Origin of the sequence: Tsukamurella sputi, assembly GCF_007858445.1 — a bacterium.
GTDB classification, from domain to species: Bacteria; Actinomycetota; Actinomycetes; order Mycobacteriales; family Mycobacteriaceae; genus Tsukamurella; species Tsukamurella sputi.
The window spans coordinates 51,967-71,594 of the sequence record NZ_VIGV01000001.1; the positions used below are offsets into that span (position 1 = coordinate 51,967).

At 70.9% G+C, this 19,628-nt stretch carries 17 protein-coding genes; 4 read left to right on the forward strand and 13 right to left on the reverse strand.

What is annotated here, in order from left to right; translation table 11 throughout:
- Positions 1-120 precede the first annotated feature (120 nt).
- Positions 121-1,785 carry a serine/threonine-protein kinase gene (locus tag FK268_RS00285; protein WP_158636003.1) on the forward strand — a complete coding sequence of 555 codons (1,665 nt, stop codon included), beginning with the start codon at positions 121-123 and terminating at the stop codon, positions 1,783-1,785.
- 1 nt (position 1,786) lies between these two features.
- On the opposite strand, the gene FK268_RS00290 is transcribed toward FK268_RS00285, so the two are convergent.
- The 9 genes from FK268_RS00290 to rapZ all read right to left on the reverse strand — a co-directional run bounded on the left by FK268_RS00290 (position 1,787) and on the right by rapZ (position 11,572).
- Positions 1,787-2,230 carry a limonene-1,2-epoxide hydrolase family protein gene (locus FK268_RS00290; protein WP_146430078.1) on the reverse strand — a complete coding sequence of 148 codons (444 nt, stop codon included), beginning with the start codon at positions 2,228-2,230 and terminating at the stop codon, positions 1,787-1,789.
- 53 nt (positions 2,231-2,283) lie between these two features.
- A complete protein-coding gene (gene ppc, locus FK268_RS00295; protein WP_146430080.1) occupies positions 2,284-5,037 on the reverse strand; it encodes a phosphoenolpyruvate carboxylase in 2,754 nt (917 codons plus the stop codon).
- 139 nt (positions 5,038-5,176) lie between these two features.
- Positions 5,177-5,413, reverse strand: coding sequence for a preprotein translocase subunit SecG (gene secG, locus FK268_RS00300; RefSeq protein WP_146431737.1), 237 nt, complete (start codon positions 5,411-5,413; stop codon positions 5,177-5,179).
- 128 nt (positions 5,414-5,541) lie between these two features.
- Positions 5,542-6,324 (reverse strand): triose-phosphate isomerase, encoded by a 783-nt coding sequence (gene tpiA, locus FK268_RS00305; protein WP_146430082.1) that lies wholly within the window; start codon positions 6,322-6,324, stop codon positions 5,542-5,544.
- Positions 6,321-7,559 (reverse strand): phosphoglycerate kinase, encoded by a 1,239-nt coding sequence (locus FK268_RS00310; RefSeq protein ID WP_146430084.1) that lies wholly within the window; start codon positions 7,557-7,559, stop codon positions 6,321-6,323. Before FK268_RS00310 ends, tpiA begins: the two co-directional genes overlap by 4 nt.
- Entirely contained in the window at positions 7,559-8,575 is a 1,017-nt protein-coding gene (gap, locus tag FK268_RS00315; protein WP_146430085.1) for a type I glyceraldehyde-3-phosphate dehydrogenase, read from the reverse strand. The genes FK268_RS00310 and gap overlap by 1 nt, the downstream gene beginning before the upstream one ends.
- Before the next feature lie 139 nt (positions 8,576-8,714).
- A complete protein-coding gene (gene whiA / locus FK268_RS00320) occupies positions 8,715-9,692 on the reverse strand; it encodes a DNA-binding protein WhiA (protein WP_193560238.1) in 978 nt (325 codons plus the stop codon).
- Between the two features lie 63 nt (positions 9,693-9,755).
- Complete coding sequence (locus FK268_RS00325; RefSeq protein ID WP_146430089.1) at positions 9,756-10,718, reverse strand: gluconeogenesis factor YvcK family protein; 963 nt, start codon at positions 10,716-10,718, stop codon at positions 9,756-9,758.
- On the reverse strand, positions 10,715-11,572 hold the full coding sequence (gene rapZ / locus FK268_RS00330) for an RNase adapter RapZ (protein ID WP_166443444.1): 858 nt from the start codon (positions 11,570-11,572) through the stop codon (positions 10,715-10,717). The genes FK268_RS00325 and rapZ overlap by 4 nt, the downstream gene beginning before the upstream one ends.
- Before the next feature lie 186 nt (positions 11,573-11,758).
- On the opposite strand from rapZ, the gene FK268_RS00335 reads away from it, so the two are divergent.
- The 3 genes from FK268_RS00335 (at position 11,759) to FK268_RS00345 (ending at position 14,923) form a co-directional block, all read left to right on the forward strand.
- Entirely contained in the window at positions 11,759-12,232 is a 474-nt protein-coding gene (locus FK268_RS00335; protein ID WP_438695948.1) for a M15 family metallopeptidase, read from the forward strand.
- 73 nt (positions 12,233-12,305) lie between these two features.
- Positions 12,306-14,270, forward strand: coding sequence for a gamma-glutamyltransferase family protein (locus FK268_RS00340; RefSeq protein WP_146430092.1), 1,965 nt, complete (start codon positions 12,306-12,308; stop codon positions 14,268-14,270).
- A gap of 68 nt (positions 14,271-14,338) precedes the next feature.
- Entirely contained in the window at positions 14,339-14,923 is a 585-nt protein-coding gene (locus tag FK268_RS00345) for a DUF6928 family protein (RefSeq protein WP_231706854.1), read from the forward strand.
- A gap of 1 nt (position 14,924) precedes the next feature.
- Here FK268_RS00345 and FK268_RS00350 read toward each other — a convergent pair whose 3' ends face one another.
- Genes FK268_RS00350 through FK268_RS00365 form a run of 4 tightly spaced genes read right to left on the reverse strand, consistent with a single transcriptional unit; the run spans position 14,925 to position 19,598 of the window.
- Entirely contained in the window at positions 14,925-15,992 is a 1,068-nt protein-coding gene (locus FK268_RS00350; protein ID WP_146430095.1) for an SLC13 family permease, read from the reverse strand.
- On the reverse strand, positions 15,989-18,004 hold the full coding sequence (gene uvrC / locus FK268_RS00355) for an excinuclease ABC subunit UvrC (protein ID WP_146430097.1): 2,016 nt from the start codon (positions 18,002-18,004) through the stop codon (positions 15,989-15,991). The genes FK268_RS00350 and uvrC overlap by 4 nt, the downstream gene beginning before the upstream one ends.
- Before the next feature lie 53 nt (positions 18,005-18,057).
- Positions 18,058-18,372, reverse strand: a complete 315-nt coding sequence (locus FK268_RS00360) for a hypothetical protein (RefSeq protein ID WP_146430098.1) — start codon at positions 18,370-18,372, stop codon at positions 18,058-18,060.
- Positions 18,369-19,598, reverse strand: coding sequence for a MucR family transcriptional regulator (locus FK268_RS00365; protein WP_146430100.1), 1,230 nt, complete (start codon positions 19,596-19,598; stop codon positions 18,369-18,371). The genes FK268_RS00360 and FK268_RS00365 overlap by 4 nt, the downstream gene beginning before the upstream one ends.
- Positions 19,599-19,628: the final 30 nt, after the last annotated feature.

A 19,628-nucleotide genomic window follows, 5' to 3' on the forward strand; every position in this document is an offset into this window, starting at 1 on the left:
CGGGTGACATCCGTTCGGATGTCACCCGGGCGCCGTCGTCTTCCGCAGACTACTTCATCATGGCCGTTTCCGTCGGTCCACCCCGCTACGATCAGCGCAGCACCCAGCGGGAGGACGCTCATGACGGAGGGCACACGCAGCGGTTCCACGCTGGGACCGTACGAGATCGGGCGTCTGCTCGGCCGCGGCGGGATGGGCGAGGTGTACCTGGCGCACGACGCGCAGCGCGACCGCGACGTCGCGCTGAAGCTGCTGCACACGTCGGCCGCGGAGGATCCGCAGTTCCGGGAGCGCTTCGCCCGCGAATCGCAGACGGTGGCGCGGCTCGCGGACCCGCACGTCATCCCCATCCACGACTTCGGCGAGATCGACGGCGTGCTGTTCATCGACATGCGCCTGGTCGAGGGGCGCAATCTCGCGGAGGTCCTGCACGACGGTCCGCTGCCGCCCGAGCGGGCGGTCACCGTCGTCGAGCAAGTGGCGGGCGCGCTGGACGCGGCGCACGCGAAGGGTCTCGTGCACCGGGACGTCAAACCCGCCAACATCGAACTCACCGAGTCCGGGTTCCCGTACCTGCTCGACTTCGGACTGGCGGTCGCGGACACCCAGTCCCGCATGACCTCGGCCGGGCTGTTCGTGGGCTCGCAGGCCTACGCGGCGCCCGAGCGGTTCGACGGTGACTCGGCCACCGTCGCGAGCGACGTCTACTCGCTGACCTGCGTCCTGTTCGAGGCGCTGACCGGGCACGCCCCGTACCGCGGCGAGAGCCTGGGCGCGATGCTCAAGCAGCACCTCACCGCCGCCATCCCCCGGCCGAGCGCCGAGGCACCGGTCCCGGCTGCGATGGACACCGTGGTGGCGCGTGGCATGGCGAAGGACCCGGCGGACAGGTTCAGCAGCTGCGGCGAGTTGGCCCACGCGGCGCGGGAGGCGCTCAGCGGCCACAGCGTCGACGTGCCGTTGCCCTCCCCGGCGTACGACCAGACCCTGATCCGGCCGCTCGCCGAGCCGTCGGACCCCACCGTGATCTCGCAGCCGCAGCCCCCGGCGGATTCCCACCCCACCGTCGTCTCGCAGCCCTCGCACCCCGCGCCGGCGCAGGGCTCGTACCCGTCGGCACCGTCGTACCCCGCCGCGCCGTCGTATCCGCCGGCCCCCGCCTACCAGCAAGCGCCGCCGCCGGGGAGGAGTCGGGCGGTCCCGATCCTGTCGGTGGTGGCGGCCCTGCTCGTGGGCGCGACGGCCGTGCTCGGGTACGTCGCCCTCTCCGACCGGAAGACCGCCCCCGCCGCGCAGACCGGAGCGTCCACCGCCACTGCTACGGCCACCGTGACCGCACCGGCGACCGCGCAGAGCAGCACGGACGCGCCGCCGACCACGACGACCACCGCCGCCCCGAACCCCCTCGCAGCGCTGCAGGCCCGCGCCGCGGCGGATCGGCCCGTGGTCCTCGCGACGCTCAACAACCGCTGGGTGGCGCAGCTCTCGTCGAAATGGTCAGGGGTGCCCGATCTCGGAAGGACCTGGTACGAGGCCGACATCCTCGGCGAGATCTCGTACTTCGACCAGCGGTTCGGCAACGTCCGAGTGCTGTCGAGCGCCGACTGGTCCGTCTACGATCACAACCGGCAGTACTGGATCGCGGTCTACGCCGGGACGAGCTGGGACGATGCGGCGCCGGCACTCGCCTGGTGTCTGGCGCAGAACTTCGACCGCGACCACTGCGCCGCCAAGCTGATCTCCGACACCCACGCCGTCTCGGGGAGCAACGCCTACAACCCGTGAGTCAGCGCTGCAGCGGCGTCATCGTCCGCTGTGCGGTGGGGACGGCGAGCGCCAGCACGCCGCGCACGATCCCCTTGAAGACGTCGACGTTGTCGAAGTAGTCGCGCCAGAGCACGATCCGGCCGTCGCGCACGTCGAACCGGCCGCACACCCAGAACCGCACGTGCAGCGGGCCCACCCGCAGCTCGTCGATGCGCTCGGTGAGGACGAGGGCGCCGTCGGAGGCGATCGAGGTGACCTCGACGCCGAAACCGAGGCCGGGCCGCGCGAGCAGCCGGATCACGCTACCGGCGCGCCTCTTCCCGCGCAGGGTCGGAAGTCCCACGTTCGTGTAGACCACGTTCTCGTCGAAGGCGGCCACGGCCTCCTCGGCGCGACCGTCGGCCATGTCCGCGAGGAAGGTCAACACCGTCGCCTGTTCGTCCCGCACCACCGTGTCAGTCATGCGGCCGACGTTACCGCTGCGCGCCCGCCACGTCCTCCGCCCTGGGGCGGAAACTAGCCGGAGTTGCGCAGCGCCGTGGCGAGGCCGTTCATCGTCAACAGGATGCCGCGCTGCACCAGCGGATCCTCGTCGCCGGATCGGTATCTGCGCAGCAGCTCCACCTGCAGGTGATTGAGCGGCTCGAGGTACGGGAACCGGTTGAACACCGAGCGCTTGAGCGCGTGGTTGTCGGCCAGCAGGTCGTCGGTCTCGGTGATCGCGAAGTACATCTCGGTCGTCCGCCGGTGCTCGTCCGCGATCTTCCCGAAGACGCGCTCCCGCAGCGCCGGGTCCGGGACGAGGTCCGCGTATCGCGCGGCCAGTCCCAGATCCGATTTGGCCAGCACCTGAGCCATGTTGGAGAGCACGCTGCGGAAGAAGGGCCAGCGCCGGTACAGCTCACGGAGCTGCTGCAGCCGGGCCGGGTCTCCCCCGATCCACGTCTCGACGGCCGAACCCGTGCCGTAGAAGCCGGGCAGCATGACCCTCGAGAGCGACCACGCCATGACCCACGGGATGGCCCGCAGATCGGAGATCTTCGCCGTCTGCTTGCGGGAGCTGGGCCGCGAACCGATGTTCAGCGCGCCGATCTCCGCCACCGGGGTGGAGGTGGTGAAGTACTCGACGAATCCGTCGGTGCGGTGCACGAGGTCGCCGTACGCCTCACGGGCGAGCGCCGCCAGCTCGTCGAGCACGGCGTAGGCCTCGTCGGCGTCGTCGCCGAGGCCCTCGACGTCGAGCAACGAGGATTCCAGCGTCGCCGCTACGAGCGATTCCAGGTTGCGGACGGCCAGCGCCGGCTCGGCGTACTTCGCCGCGATGATCTCGCCCTGTTCGGTGAGCCGGAGCGAGCCTCGGACCGCTCCCGGCGGCTGCGCGAGGATCGCGTCGTAGCTGGGCCCGCCGCCGCGACCCACGGTGCCGCCGCGACCGTGGAAGAGCCGCAGGGTGATTCCCGCCTCACGCGCCATCGCGACCAGATCGAGTTCCGCCCGGTACAGCGCCCAGTTGGCGGCGAGATAGCCGCCGTCCTTGTTGGAGTCGCTGTAGCCCAGCATGATCTCCTGCAGGCCGCCCTTGCCGTCCACCAACGAGCGGTAGACCGGCACCGCCAGCGCGGCGCGCATGGTGGCCGCGCCCTGCTGGAGGTCCTCGATGGTCTCGAAGAGCGGCACGATGTTCACCGGGCACTGCGCCGCGCCGTCGGTGTCCGGCCGCAGCAGGCCCGCCTCCTTGAGCAGCACCGCCGCCTCGAGCAGGTCCGAGACCGACGTGCACATGGAGATGATGTAGTTCGGGATCGCCCCGGCGCCCAGTGACTGCACCGCGTGCGCCGCGGCGCGGACGACGCCGAGTTCCTTGGTGGTCTGTTCGGAGAAGTCGGCGCCCGGTCCGACGAGCGGGCGGCGCAGCCGCAGTTCGTCGCTCAGGAGGCGCACGCGCTCGTCCTCGTCGAGCGAGGCGTAGGCGGGATGCACGCCGGCCCACGCGAAGAGCTCCGCGATCGTCTCCTCGTGCACGTCGGAGTTCTGCCGCATGTCGAGCCCGGAGAGGTGGAACCCGAAGGTGTTCACGGCCTCGCGCAGATCCTGGAGCCGGTCGTCGGCGATCAGGCCGTCGCCGCCCGCGCGCAGCGAGGCGTCCACCACGCCGAGATCCGCCAGCAGTTCCGACGGTGCGCCGTAGGCCCGCGCCCCGATGTCCGTGCGCGCGTCCAGAGGCTCGTCGAGCAGGGCGTCGGCGGTCGCGGTGAGGCGGCCCCGGATGCCGTGGAGGGCGCGCCGGTAGGGCTCGTCGGCCCGCTTGGGCGAGTCGTCCCACGCGGCGAGCGCGAGCAGATCGTCGGAGACCGTGGTGAGGCGGGAACTCAGGGCGAGTTCCCGCTCGAGCTGCAGGAGCTCGTCGAGGTAGTGCCCGAGCGCGGTGGCCGCCGCGCGGCGGGTGGCCATGGTGACCACGTCGGCGGTGACGTACGGATTGCCGTCCCGGTCGCCGCCGATCCACGAGCCCGGCCGGACGATCGGCTCGGGCAGCAACGGGGTGCCCGGGTACAGCGCGCGGAGCCGGGTCCGGGTCTCGCGGTTGATCGCGGGCATCACCCGCAGGAAGGCGGCGTCGAAGTAGCGCAGGCCGTTCTCGATCTCGTCCTGGATGCGCAGCCGCTCGAGCCGCACCAGAGCCGTGTCCCACAGCGTCAGGATCTGGCGCCGGAGCGCGACCTGCACCTGTTCCTCCTCGCGCGCGTCGAGCTGGGTGCGGTCGCGGTAGCGCATGAGCTCGGTGATCCGGTGCTGGGTGTCGAAGACGGTGCGCCGGCGGGTCTCGGTCGGATGGGCGGTGATCACCGGCACGACCAGCGCGTGGCGCAGGGCGGCGGCCACGTCGGCACCGTCGAGCTCCGCGCCCTCCAACAGCTCGTACGTGTGGGCCAGCGACGACGCCTGGGGCGGTTCACCGGCCCGGATGTGGATCGCTCGGCGGCGCTCGCGGTGCAGGTCCTCGGCGAGATTCGCGAGCAGGGCGAAGTGCGAGAAGGCGCGGATCACGGGGATCGCCTCCGCGGTGGGCACATCGGCGAAGAGCGCCGCGAGTTGCTCGCGGTCGAGTTCGGAGCGGCGGACGGCGAAGGACTCCTGCCTGGCCCGTTCGACGAGGTCGAAGATCTGCGGTCCCGCCTGTTCGCGGACGGTGTCGCCGAGGATCCCGCCGAGCAGCCGAATGTCGTCGCGGAGGGGTTCGGTGGCGGCGCGCGCTGGCTCACTGGTCATGCTGGGCAGTATCCCCTGCCCCCTGCTCAGATTTCGAGGTCGCCGCTCATATGGGCGTTTGACCGGCGGTCCCCGGCAACGACGAAGGCGCCCCGAACCCTGTGGGTTCGAGGCGCCTCGTTGCGTCTGAGAGCGACGTCTAGGACGTCAGCTTGATGCTGAGCGTCACGCCGATGATGCACACCGCCCAGATGATGCCGACGAAGATCGTCACCCGGTCGAGGTTCTTCTCCACCACCGACGAACCCGAGAGCGACGACTGCACGCCACCGCCGAACAGCGACGACAGGCCGCCGCCCTTACCGCGGTGGAGCAGCACGAGCACCACCAGCAGCAGGCTCAGCACGAGGATGGCGATCTTCAGCACCAGCTGCAATGTTTCCACGAGGATCCAGTGTACCTTCCGGTCGACGTCGGTCGTTCAAGGGCGTTCGGGCGCGCCGTACCTACAGCGGCCCGGCCGGCCACTCCGTTCCTACAGCGGCCCGGCCGGCCACTCCGTTCTTACAGCGGCCCGCCGGCCGCGATCGCGCTGAGCGCGGCGAACTCGTCGGGCTTGAGCGACGCGCCGCCCACGAGACCACCGTCGACATCGGGCTGCGCGACGAGCTCGCCCACGTTCTTACTGGACACCGAGCCGCCGTACAGCACCCGGATCCCCGCCGCGACCTCGGCACCCCCGAGCTCCGCGATGGTGGCGCGCACCGCGGCGCACACCTCCTGCGCGTCCTGCGGGGTGGCCACCTTGCCGGTGCCGATGGCCCACACGGGCTCGTAGGCGATGACCGTCTTGGACAGGTCCTCGGCGCTGAGCCCGGACAGCGAGCCCTTGAGCTGCTCGACGTTGTACTCGACCTGGGTGCCCTGCTCCCGGATGTCGAGTCCCTCGCCGATGCAGACGATCGGCGTCAGGCCGTGCCGCAGCGCCGCCTTGGTCTTGGCGAGCACGGTCTCGTTCGTCTCACCGTGGATCGTGCGGCGTTCGCTGTGCCCGACCACCACGAAGGTGCAGCCCAGCTTGGCGAGGAAGGCGCCCGAGATGTCGCCGGTGTAGGCGCCGGAGTCGTGCGGCGAGAGGTCCTGCGCGCCGTAGGTGATCTTGAGGTCGTCACCGTCGACGGCCGTCTGCACCGACCGCAGGTCGGTGAACGGCGGGATCACCGTGACATCGACGTGCGCGAAGTACTTGTCCGGCAGTGCGAAGGCCAGCTTCTGCACCACCGCGATCGCCTCGAGGTGGTTGAGGTTCATCTTCCAGTTGCCGGCGATGAGCGGCTTACGGCTCATGCGTCACCCCTTTCGAGCACCTTCAGGCCCGGGAGCTCCTTGCCCTCGAGGTACTCCAAGGATGCCCCGCCGCCCGTGGAGATGTGGCTGAAACCGTCCTCGTCGAGGCCCAGCGTGCGCACAGCCGCGGCCGAGTCGCCGCCGCCGACCACGGTGAAAGCCCCGTTCGACGTGGCCTTGATGACGGACTCGGCGACGGCCTTGGTGCCCGCGGCGAAGGCCGGGAACTCGAAGACACCCATGGGGCCGTTCCAGAACACCGTCTTGGCCTGCGTGAGCACGGCACCGAAGCGCTGCGCCGACTCGGGACCGATGTCGAGGCCCATCCAGCCGTCCTCGATGGCGTCGGCCGCGACCGTCTTCGACGCGGCATCGGCGGCGAAGGCGTCCGCGACCACCACGTCGACGGGCAGGTGCAGCACGTCGCCGAACTCCTCGAGCAACTGCTTGCAGGTCTCGATCTGATCCTCCTGCAGCAGCGAGGTGCCCACCGAGTAGCCCTGCGCCGCGAGGAAGGTGAAGGCCATACCGCCGCCGATGACGAGCGTGTCGACCTTCGGCGCCAGCGCGCGGATCACGCCCAGCTTGTCGGAGACCTTCGAGCCGCCGAGAACCACGGCGTAGGGCCGCGACGGGTTCTCGGTCAGCTGCGCGAGCACCCGCACCTCCGCGTCGACGAGGCCGCCGGCGTAGGCCGGGAGCAGCTTCGCCACATCGAAGACCGACGCCTGCTTGCGGTGCACGACGCCGAAACCGTCGGAGACGAAGGCGCCCTCACCGACGTGCGAGGAGACGTCGACGAGCTCGGCGAGGTCGCGGGCGAGCGCCTCACGCTCGGCGTCGTCCTTGCTGGTCTCGCGGGCGTCGAAGCGGACGTTCTCGAGGAGCAGGACGTCACCGTCGGTGAGGCCCTCGGCGCGCGCGAGGGCGTCCTGGCCCACGACGTCGCCCGCGAGCTGGACGTTGCGGCCCAGGCGCTCCCTCAGCTCCTTCGCGACGGGCGCGAGCGAGAACTTCGGGTCGGGCTCGCCCTTCGGGCGGCCGAGGTGCGCGGCCACGATCACCTTGGCGCCGGCTTCGGCGAGAGCCTTGAGCGTGGGCACCGAGGCGATGATGCGACCGGCGTCGGTGATGACGCCGGCATCGTCGAGCGGCACGTTCAGGTCGCTGCGGACCAGGACGGTGCGTCCCTCGACGCCCTCGGACAGCAGGTCGGAAAGAGTGGAAACGGTCATCAGAGCGATTTACCTACCAGATCAGTCACGTCGACGAGGCGGTTGCTGTAGCCCCATTCGTTGTCATACCAGGACACGACCTTAGCCTGATCGTCGATCACCTTGGTCAGTCCGGCGTCGAAGAGCGAGCTGTGCGGGTCGGTCACGATGTCGGACGAGACGATCGGGGCGTCGTAGTACTTGAGGATGCCCTTCAGCCCGCCCTCGGCGGCGGCCTTCATCGCGGCGTTGATCTCGTCGACGGTGGCCTTCTTCGCGAGCTGCACCGTGAGGTCGGTGACCGAACCCGTGGGGATCGGCACCCGCAGCGCGTAGCCGTCGAGCTTGCCGTCCAACTCGGGCAGTACCAGGCCGATGGCCTTGGCCGCACCCGTCGACGTGGGCACCACGTTGATCGCGGCGGCGCGCGCCCGGCGCGGATCCTTGTGCGGACCGTCCTGCAGGTTCTGGTCCTGCGTGTACGCGTGGACCGTGGTCATCAAGCCCTTGACGATGCCGAACTCGTCGTTGACGACCTTCGCCAGCGGACCGAGACAGTTCGTGGTGCACGAGGCGTTGGAGATGACGTGCTGGCTGCCGTCGTACTTGTCGTCGTTCACGCCCATCACGACGGTGAGATCGGCACCGGACGCGGGCGCCGAGACGATGACCTTCTTGGCTCCCGAATCGAGGTGCCCCTGCGCCTTGTCACGAGCCGTGAAGATGCCCGTCGATTCGATGACGACGTCCACGCCGAGGTCGCCCCACGGCAGGGCCGAGGGGCCCTCGCGGACCTCCAGAGCCTTGATCACCTGATCGCCCACGCGGATGGTGTCGCCGTCGGCGACCACGTCCTCGTCGAGGCGTCCCAGGATGGAGTCGAACTTGAGGAGGTGGGCCAACGTCGCGTTATCGGTCAGGTCGTTGACCGCGACGATCTCGACATCGGTGGTGCCGAGCGCTTTCTGGGCCGCCACCGCCCGGAAGAAGTTGCGGCCGATCCGACCGAATCCGTTGACACCTACGCGAACAGTCACAGTAGTGCTCCTTCGAGTCAGGAATGCCTGCCCGTCAACGGTAGCTCCGGAACACCCCGTCCGCTTGGTTATGACCAGTTCTGCATGTGCCGCCGATCATGCCCGGTTACTCGGCTTTCGCGTGCAGCGCGGGCGCTCGTCAGCCCTCGTCGAGCATGTCCGCGGTGACGGCGGACTCGGTGTCCGGGACACCGTCGGCGGCGGCACGCTTGTCCGCCATGGAGAGCAGGCGCCGGATCCGGCCGGCGACCGCGTCCTTGGTCATGGGCGGGTCGGCGAGCTGGCCGAGTTCCTCGAGCGAGGCCTGACGGTGCTGCACTCGCAGCGAGCCCGCCTGAGCCAGGTGATCGGGGACGTCGGGGCCGAGGATCTCGAGCGCCCGCTCGACGCGCGCGGCGGCCGCGACCGCGGCTCGCGCGGAGCGGCGGAGGTTGGCGTCGTCGAAGTTGGCCAGACGGTTCGCAGTGGCCCGGACCTCGCGCCGCATGCGGCGCTCCTCCCAGACGAGACGGGTGTCGTTGGCGCCCATGCGGGTCAGCAACGCGCCGATCGCCTCTCCGTCGCGGACGACCACGCGATCCGCCCCGCGGACCTCGCGCGCCTTCGCGGTGACACCGAGCCTGCGCGCGCACCCGACGAGCGCGAGGGCCACCTCCGGCCCCGGGCAGGAGACCTCGAGCGCGCTGGAACGTCCGGGTTCGGTGAGCGAGCCGTGCGCCAGGAAGGCTCCGCGCCACGCCGCCTCCGCGTCGTGCACCGAGCCGCCGACGATCTGCGAGGGCAGCCCGACGACCGGGCGGCCGCGCATGTCGAGCAGGCCCGTCTGGCGCGCCAGCGCCTCGCCGTCCTTGACCACGCGGACGATGTACCGGGCGGCCTTGCGCAGCCCGCCCGCACTGAGCACGTGCACGTCCGAGTTGTAGCCGTACAGGTCGAGGATCTCCTTGCGAAGCCGCCGGGCCGTGATACCCGTGTCGACCTCGGCCTCCACGATCACGCGCCCGCCCTGGATGTGCAGCCCGCCGGCGAACCGGAGCAATGAGGCGACCTCGGCGCGGCGAGCGCTCACCTGGGTGATGGAGAGCCTGCTCAGCTCGTCCTTGACCTGGGATGTCAGCGCCACAGCGGGCCCCTCCTAGGGATACATCGACTACATCGGGCGGGAAACGGGAAAGGTTGCCTATTCGCGGTCCGAGAGTTCACTGTAGGCCACTTTCTCGATCGCGGCTGCCAGTGCCTCGGGGTCGTGCTGGTGGGTGCCGGGCACGCCGACATCCACGAAATGGGGCGTCGCACCCAGGAGCGCGGTAGCGCGGACGAGGTGCTCGCGCTCGGTGCCGGGCGGCACGGTCCGGGCGTCGACGATGACATCATCGAAGCGGAGTCCGTCGGCGTGCGCGGCGAGCACGTGCAGGTGCCGCTCGGGCGAGTACCCACCCGTCTCCTCCGGCTCCGGTGCGAGGTTGAGGATCAGGACCCGCCGCGCGGGAGTGCGGCGCAGCGCATCCACCTGCTCGGGCACCAGCACGTGCGGGATGACGGAGCTGAACCACGACCCCGGCCCCAGGGTCACCACGTCGGCGTTCATGATCGCCTCGACCGCGTCCACGCAGGCGCGAGGATGGGCGGGAAGCAACCGGACCCGACGCACCTGCCCCGGCGTGACCGCCACGGCGACCTGACCGCGGATCACCCGGGAGAGCCGGGGATCGTCCTCGAGCCCGGTCACGTCGGCCTCGATCCGCAAGGGCCCCGGCACCATCGGCAGCACGCGGCCCTGCACGCCGAACCGGTCGACGATCGCATCGAGCGCGTCGACGGGGTCCCCGAGCACCTCGCACAGGCCGGCCAGCAGCAGATTCCCGACGGGATGCCCCGCCATCGCACCGCCACCACCGAAGCGGTGCTGCAGGATTCCCGCCCAGAACTCGCCGCGATCGTCGTCGGGCATGAGGGCGGCGAGCGCCATGCGCAGGTCCCCCGGCGGGATGATGCCGAGTTCGTTGCGCAACCGGCCCGACGAGCCGCCGTCATCGGCGACGGTGACGATGGCCGTGATCTCCGCCTCCAGGGCGCGTCCGGCGCGCAGCGTCGCGAACAACCCGTGGCCGCCTCCGAGCGAGGCGAGCTTCAACCGCCTCATTCGAGCCCCAGATCCCGATGCGCGGCACGGACTTCGATGCCCGGCCGACCCTCGAGCCGGCGCACCAGCTCCTCGGTCATGGCGACGCTGCGGTGCTTGCCGCCCGTGCAACCGATCCCGACGGTGAGGTACGTCTTACCCTCGCGCCGGTAGCCCGCGAGGAGCGGGTCCAGCAGTTGCGCGTAGGTGTCGAGGAAGTCCGACGCGCCCGGCTGCCCCAGCACGTACCCGGAGACCTCCGCGGTGAGGCCGTTGAGCGGCCGGAGTTCCGGCACCCAGAAGGGGTTCGGGAGGAAGCGCACGTCGAGCACCATGTCGGCGTCGAGCAGGATCCCGTTCTTGAAGCCGAAGGACTCCACGGTCACGGTGATCGTGCCGGATCGCAGAGTGCGGAAGGAGTTCTCGATCGTCTCGCGCAGCCGCGCGACCGAGAGCGCCGAGGTGTCCAGCACCAGGTCCGCGGTCGAGCGGATGGGCTGCAGGATCCGGCGTTCAGCGGCGATGCCCTCGGCGAGCGTGCCGCTGCCCTGCAACGGATGTTTGCGCCGCACCTGTTCGAACCGGCGGATCAGCGTCTCGTCGGAGGCGTCGAGGAAGAGCACCCGCGGCTCGATGTCCTTCTCCGCCAGCTCCCGGCGGATGTTCGCGAAGTCACCGGTGAAGGTGCGGCTGCGCACGTCGGTCACGATGCACAGGCGGTGGATCCGCGACTCGTCGGCGAGCGAGATGTCCACCATGTTGCTGATGAGGGCGGGCGGCAGATTGTCGGCGACGTACCAGCCGAGATCCTCGAGCACCTTGGCCGCGGTGCCGCGCCCCGCGCCGGACAGGCCGGTCACGAGGAGCACGTCCATCGGACCGTCGCTGCGGTGTTCGCCGACGGTCCGTTCGTCGGCTCCGCTGTCCGGATTCCCGGTCGGGCGCACGGCCCCTCCTCCTCGCTCGTCGGTACCGCTTCAGGGTAGCCATCGCCGACGGTTCCCGCGGGGCTCTGGGCAGGGCGCCCCGCAGCATCCGAGCACCGCCTAGAGTCGTCCGGTGTGTCCGTTCCCCGCACCGTCGTCCTGACCGCTGCAACCCTCGCCGTCGCCGCGTCCGCGCTGGTCGCCCCGGCGGCCTCGGCGGAGACGGCGCCGGGCACCGCCGGGCTCGAACCGGCCCTGGCGGAGGCGTACTCGTCGGCGTACCGGGCCGCCGCCGCGAACGGGGTGGTGCTCAGCATCACGTCCGGCAAGCGCTCGTGGTCCGAGCAGCAGTGGCTGTGGGAGGACGGGATCGCGCGGTACGGCTCCCCCGCGGCGGCGCGACGGTGGGTACTACCACCCGCCGAATCCACCCACGTCAGCGGCGCGGCGGTCGACGTCGGCCCGTGGCAGGGCGCGGCCTGGCTGCAGGCCAACGGCAACCGCTGGGGCCTCTGCCGCACGTTCGACAACGAGTGGTGGCACTTCGAGTTGGTCACCGCTCCGGGCGGCGCGTGCCCGCCGACGGTGCCCGACGCCTCGTTCCGCTGAGGTCGGCCGAACCCTTCGCGCGGCTCACGGGCCGGTGTTAGGTTTCGATGATCCGATCGACGTGGAGGACCACATGTTCCGTATCAGGTCGGCGGCCGCGGCCGCATTCGTGATCCCCCTCGCCCTCGCGGGGTGCGGGACGTCGGGCAACAGCGGCGGGCCGTCGTCGACGGTGAACGTGGCGGCCGGCGGCTGCGACGCGACCAGCCCCACCGGCACCATGTTCACGCCTTCGTCCTCCGCGTCGCCGTCGGGGCCGCGCGACATCAGCACGAACCCCGAGGGTGCGTCCGGATACCGCTCCGGCCTGCCCGTCACGCACACCAAGGACTACGCCGCGGCGACCGCGAACCCGATCGCCACGAAGGCCGCGTGTGAGGTCCTCGCCCAGGGCGGTACGGCCGCCGATGCGCTCGTCGCCGCGCAGACCGTGCTCGGACTCGTCGAGCCGCAATCCTCGGGCATCGCCGGCGGCGCCTTCCTGTTGTACTACGACGCGAAGTCGAAGAAGGTGCAGGCCTACGACGGCCGGGAGACGGCGCCCGCGAGCGCCGACGAGAACTACCTGCGCTGGATCTCGCCCGAGGACCGCACGGCGCCCAAGCCCGACGCCCGCTCCTCCGGCCGCGCCGTCGGCGTGCCCGGCGCGCTGCGACTGCTCGAGGCCGTCCACGGCGAGCACGGAGGCAAGACCTGGCGCGAGCTCTTCGACCCCGCGGTGAAGATCGCCGACGACGGCTTCGCGATCAGCCCGCGGCTCGCCGGGGCCATCGCCGACGAGGCCAAGAACTTCGCCAACGACGCCGATCTCAAGGGCTACTTCCTCGAGCCCGACGGTGCGCCGAAGAAGGCGGGCGTCAAGCTGACCAACCCCGCGTACGCGAAAACACTGGGCGCCATCGCCTCCGAGGGCGCGAAGGCCTTCTACACCGGCCCGATCGCCGAGGCGATCGTCGCCTCGGTCCGCGACACCACCGGCGGTCGTACGGCGGGCACCATGACCGTCGAGGATCTCGCGAAGTACTCCGTCAAGACCCGTGAGGCCGTGTGCACGCCGTACCGCGACCGAGAGCTGTGCGGTATGCCCGCGCCGTCCTCGGGCGGCATCACCGTGGCGCAGGCGCTCGGCATCCTGAACTCCTTCGATCTGTCGAAGCTGGGCCCGGACGCGGTGCACGGCGGCGATGCTGGGCCCGACGGGGGAATCCCGACGGCCGAGGCGATCCACCTGATCTCCGAGGCGGAGCGGCTCGCCTACGCCGACCGGGACAAGTACATCGCCGACCCCGATTTCATCCCTCTTCCCGGCGGCTCCCCCGCAGCGCTCGTGGATCCCGCATACCTCGCGGGCCGGGCGAAGCTGATCGACAGGGGCAAGTCGATGGGCACCGCGAAGCCGGGTGAGTTCCCCACCGCCACACCGGGCGTGACCACGCCGCCCGAGCACGGTACGAGCCACATCACGATCCTCGACAAGCACGGCAACGTCGCGTCGATGACCACCACCGTGGAGTCCGCCTTCGGCTCCTACCACATGGTGGACGGTTTCCTGCTCAACAACCAGCTCACCGACTTCTCCGCCGAGCCCGCCGATTCCGCGGGTCTCCCGGTGGCGAACCGCGTGCAGCCGGGCAAGCGGCCCCGCAGCTCGATGTCGCCCACGATCCTGTTCGCACGGGGATCCGACGGCGCGCGCGGTGACGCGATCGGCGCGCTCGGCTCCCCCGGCGGCGCTGTCATCATCCAGTTCGTCATCAAGACCATCGTCGGCCTGACCGACTGGAAGTTGAACCCGCAGCAGGCGGTCGGGATGGCGAACTTCGGTGCGGCGAACTCCCCGAAGACGAACGTCGACAGCGCGCACCCCGTGTTGAGCACCGACGAGGGGCGCAAGGTCGTCGAGGACCTCCGGGCACTGGGACATCAGCTGAACCTCGCACCGCAGGTCTCGGGACTGTCCGCGATCGTCAAACAGGGCGACGTCTACGCCGGCGGCGTCGATCCGCGCCGCGAGGGAGTGGTGCTGGGCGGCAGCTGATCCCGGCGGCCGGACAGCCGGCGCCAAGCTTCGGCCAAGGACACCCGCCTACCGTCGGGCGTATGGGAATGAAGTGCAATTTCATCGTGGGGTGCCCGGCGGGGACAGACCCGGCGGCACTGCTGCGGGACCTGCCGCCGCTGGACGTCGCGGCATCCGACGCGCTGGCGACGCAGATCCTCGGCACGCGATCCTGGGGTAGGCGGCGCCGTTTCCACCGCACCGGCGATCTGTCGAGGGAGGTCTATCCGCGCGACGGTGAGATCGCCGTCGCCGTGTACGGCGACCTGATCATCGCCGCGTACGACGACGTGTCCACCGAGTGGGTCATGGAGGCCGTCCCCGACTGGGGCTACCCGATCCTCAGGACCCACGACGTGGACGCGTTCATCCTGCACTCCGTGGTGAACATGGGCGTGTTCGCGTTCTGGCGCGACGACGAGGTGGTCCGGTCGTACGGCGGCGTCGACGGTGAGGCCATCGTCGACGAGGGCGATCCGCTCCCGTTCGAGCGAGGCCTCGATCCCGAGGAGGACGGGTTCGGCTGGGTCACCGAGCACGCCATCCTGGATCGGCTCGGATTCTGCTACGAAGGTCCGTCCTCAACCGACAACGTCGATCCATCATCGGTGCCGCTGCTCGTGTACCGCTGACTCACAGCACCAGCACCGCTGCCACGGTTGCCGGGATCGCCAGGATCAGGCCGTGCGCGGCGAACCGCCGGACATCGATCCGCACGCCCCCGCGCAGGCATCGCTCCCGCCAGAGCAGCGTCGCGAGCGATGCCCACAGCGTCACGATCGGGGCCACTCCCACGCCGATCAGCAGCGCCATGAGCCGGACCGGCTCGCCGGCGGCGACGGGTTCGAGCGCCAGATAGGCGGGCAGGTTGTTGACGCCGTTCGCGGCGAGCGCGCCGATTCCCGCGAGCCGCACCAGGTCCGACGGTGCCATTCCCGCCCCCGCGACGTCCCGCAGCACCCCCTCGAGGCCGGCTGCCAAGGCCACCTGCACCGCGGCGAAGACCACCGTGAGGATCAGGACCATGCGCCACGGCACCTCGATCTCCCTGAGCCGGTGCGGCGCACGGACCGCGACGGCGACCCCCAGAACGACCGCGGCGACGGTCGCGGCGACGGCGGGCGGAACGCCGACCGCGAAGGCCGGGCCCAGTGCTAGGCAGACGATCGTCGCCACTGCGAACAGGACGCGGTCCGCCGCGGGCGCGAACTCCGGCACCGCGTACCGTCCGCGCAGATCCTTGCGATGCAGGAGCCACAGCACCACGACCGTCACCGCGATCGCGACCAACGCGGGCCGCCAGGACAGGGCGAGGTAGGCACGGACTCCACCGTCGAGGTGGTAGACGGCGAGCAGGTTGGTCAAGTTGGAGACCGGCAGCAGCAGCGACGCGGTGTTCGCCAGCCACACCGTGGTCATCGCGAAGGGCAAGGGGGCCAGTCCCAGTCGCGAGGCCGCCGCGAGTACCACGGGCGTTAGGAGCACCGCGGTGGTGTCCAGGCTGAGGACGATCGTCGCCGCGCAGGCGAGGGCCACGACGCCCAGCCACATCAGGACGACGCTGCCGCGGCCCAGCCGGGCCGCGAGCACGCCCATCGCGTCGAACACCCCGGACAGCTGGGCGATCTCGGCGACGACGGTGATAGCGAGCAGGAAGACCAGTACCGGGGCGACCTGCGCCACCACGTCCGCCGCGTTCACGCGCCGTCGGTACGCAGGCCGTCGAGCACGGTGCGGGCGGTGGTCAGGCCGATCCCGGGGACCTCGACGATCTCCTCCAGGCTGGCGCCGCGCAGCTTCGCGACCGAGCCGAAGTGCTGCAGCAGCGCCGCCTTCCGCGTGTCCCCGAGACCGGGGATCGCGTCCAGGGCACTGGCGGTCATCCGCTTCGAGCGCTTGCTCCGGTGGAAGGAGATGGCGAACCGGTGCGCCTCGTCGCGGACCCGCTGCAGCAGGAAGAGCGCGTCCGAATTGCGCGGCAGGATCACGGGATCCTCGTCGCCGGGGACCCACACCTCCTCGAGCCGTTTGGCGAGGCCGATCACGGCCACGTCGGTCACGCCGAGCTCGTCGAGCACCTCCTGGGCGGCCGCGGCCTGCGGCGCGCCACCGTCGACGACGTAGAGGTTGGGCGGGTACGCGAACCGGCGGGGACGACCCGTCTGCGGATCGATGGCGGCCTCCGGGGCGAGGTCTCCCCCGTTGTCCGCGGCGGCGACGTCCGCCCCGCCGCCGGCCGAGGCCTCCTCGACCACGACGTCCTGGCGCGCATCGGCCCTGTGCCGCAGGAAGCGCCGGCGGGTGACCTCGGCGATCGACGCGACGTCGTCGCTGTGCCCGTCGCCGGCGGCCTCCTTGATCCCGTAGTGGCGGTAGTCGGACTTCTTCGCCAGCCCGTCCTCGAAGACGACGAGCGAGGCCACCACGTCGGAGCCCTGGATGTGGCTGATGTCGACGCACTCGATGCGCAGCGGCGCCTCGTCGAGATCCAGCGCGTCCTGCAGGCCCTGGAGGGCCGCGGACCGCGCCGTGAGGTCGCCGGAGCGCTTGAGCTTGTGCTGGTGCAGCGCGTCCGCGGCGTTCCGCTCCACGGTCTCCATGAGGGTCCGCTTGTCGCCGCGCTGCGGTACGCGCAGCGAGACCTTGCCGCCGCGGAGCTCCTCGAGCCAGTCCTGCACCTCGTCGGCGTCGTCGGGCAGCACGGGGACGAGCACCTCGCGCGGTACCGGGTTCACGGCCCCCTCGCCCGACTGCTTCGCGCGTTCGGCCTCCTCGCCGTAGAACTGGGTGAGGAACTGCTCGATGAAGTCGGCGTTCTCGCTGCCCTCCGCGTCGCCCGGCTTCTCGACGACCCAGCCGCGCTGGCCGCGCACGCGCCCGCCCCGGACGTGGAAGATCTGGACGGCCGCCTCGAGATCGTCGGAGGTGAACGCGATGACGTCCGCGTCCGTTCCGTCGCCGAGCACCACGGCCTGCTTCTCGACGGCCTTGCGCAGCGCCGAGACGTCGTCCCGCAGCCGGGCGGCGCGCTCGAAGTCCAATTCCTCGCTGGCGGCGAGCATGTCGGTCTCGAGCTGTTTGATGAGGTTGTCGGTCTTGCCGGCGAGGAAGTCGCAGAAGTCGAGCACGATGTCGCGGTGCTGCTCCGCGGTGACCTTCCCGACGCACGGCGCCGAGCATTTGTCGATGTAGCCGAGCAGGCACGGGCGGCCCATCTGGTTGTGCCGCTTGAACACCCCGGCCGAGCACGTCCGCGCGGGGAAGACACGCAGGAGCAGGTCGAGTGTCTCGCGGATGGCCCACGCGTGGCTGTACGGGCCGAAGTAGCGCACGCCCTTGCGCCGCGGCCCGCGGTAGACGTACAGCCGCGGGTACTCCTCGTTCAGCGTGACCGCGAGCATCGGGTAGGTCTTGTCGTCCCGGTAGCGGACGTTGAACTGCGGATCGAACTCCTTGATCCAGTTGTACTCGAGCTGCAGCGCCTCCACCTCGGTGCCGACCACCGTCCACTCGACGGACGCCGCAGTGGTGACCATCTGGTAGGTGCGGGGGTGCAGGCCGTAGACATCGGCGAAGTAGGAGTTCAGCCGGCTGCGCAGCGACTTGGCCTTACCGACGTAGATGACCCGGCCGTGCTTGTCCCGGAACTTGTACACGCCGGGCTGCGTGGGGATGCTGCCCGGCGCGGGACGGTAACTCTGCGGATCGGCCACCCGTCCAGATTAGGACGGGTGGCCGACATGTTCGGTGGTGGGACGGTTCCGGGTCAGCCGACGGGGATCCAGACGGGGCCGAGCCAGAAGCCCCAGTGGTGCCGGCCCGCGTCCCACACGGGCTGATGCCAGCCGCCCTGATGGAGGACGGGGCCCGGTCGCCAGTTCGGGTCCTCGCCCTGGGTCCGCGCTGTCCGGGTGACGTCGGCCCGGCGACCGCGGTCCCGGTCGTCGGAGCGGTGGTCGTTCTGACCGACGGCGGGACGCGCCGGGTCGGCCGAGGCGATGCCCGCCCCGACGGAGCCGACGCCGCCGATCACCGCGGCGCCGAGGAGTGCTGTTCCGATCAACTTCTTCATTGTGGTCATGAACCGACCCTCGCAGTGCCGGCTGGAAGCCGGCATGCCTCCACCTGGAGGTCTCCTGTCGGTTCGGGTCCCTCGCTGTGCGCCGCGTCCTTGATGCTGCGCGAGACGAGGGGATCGTCGACCGCGAGACCGAACGCGAGGCGGTACTCGGCGGGCACCAGCCCATGGACACCGAGGTGGGGCGAGATCATTGCCATCCAGAGACCGCAGAGGTGGCACTGCACGCGGTCGCCGTCGTCGTGGAGCAGCCCGTAACGCGAGAGCACCAGATCCCCCAGGGCGTCGATGTACTCCGCGTGCGCCGACACCCGCTCCAGGATCTCCGCGACCCGCTGCGCGGTGCCGTCGATCCGGGTGCGGAACTGCGGCGGGCTGAGATGCTCGAGGACGCACCGGCGCAGCTCCAGGTAGTGGTCGAGTAGGCCCTCGCTCTCCATGGCGTGCTCGAAGGCCGTACGGGGCGCCGCGTGCCCGTCGTGTTCCGACCGGGCGCCCCAGCGCGACTGCGCGCGGGAGGCCCCGCGCCGCCGGCCACTGATCCGGCCGTGCGCTGCGACGTGGTTGTCGACGCTCGCGAACCACAGCCCGCACGCGGGGCACTGCTTCAGCGCGCCGCCCGGCGCTCGGACGGCGGCGGGCACGGTGAACGAGGCGGGATCGTGACTCCAGGCGTCGATGATCGCGACCGTGACCGACGCGGCGTCGGTCCCCACCCGGTCGGCCAGGCGGCTCGGGCCGTAGCCGTTCGCCGCGGCCCAGTTGGCGGCTTCGGCCCACGTGCCCCACGGCGCGCCGGCCGGGAGTTCGGTCAGCGGTACCCCGCGGCCCGATGACAACGGCTCCTGCGGCCCGTCCGCGTCCCTGCGCGCGGCGCGGGGGCGTGCCGGTCGACCGACCGTCCGGACCGCTTCGCGTCGACGGCGGGGCGCGTGCTCCCGTGTCGCCGCCTCCCGCCGCTGCCGCCCCCGACGGTGCACGCCCCGGTGCGCCTCGACGTCCGAGAACCAGATGCCGCAGTCCGGACACTGCTCGACGCCCACCGGCGGCGCGGCTGCGGGAGGCGCGGTGAACAGGTGCGGCGCCCGGTTCCACTCGTCGGCGATCGCCAGCATCGCGTCGATCCGCGTCACGCCCTCGCGCTCGGCGATCGCGCCCACGCCGAAGCCGCCGGCCGCCGCCCAATTGGCAGCGTCGACCCAGCGCGGATCGTGCGACTGCTCAGGCATGCCTTTCAGAATGCATCATCGTGTCAACCC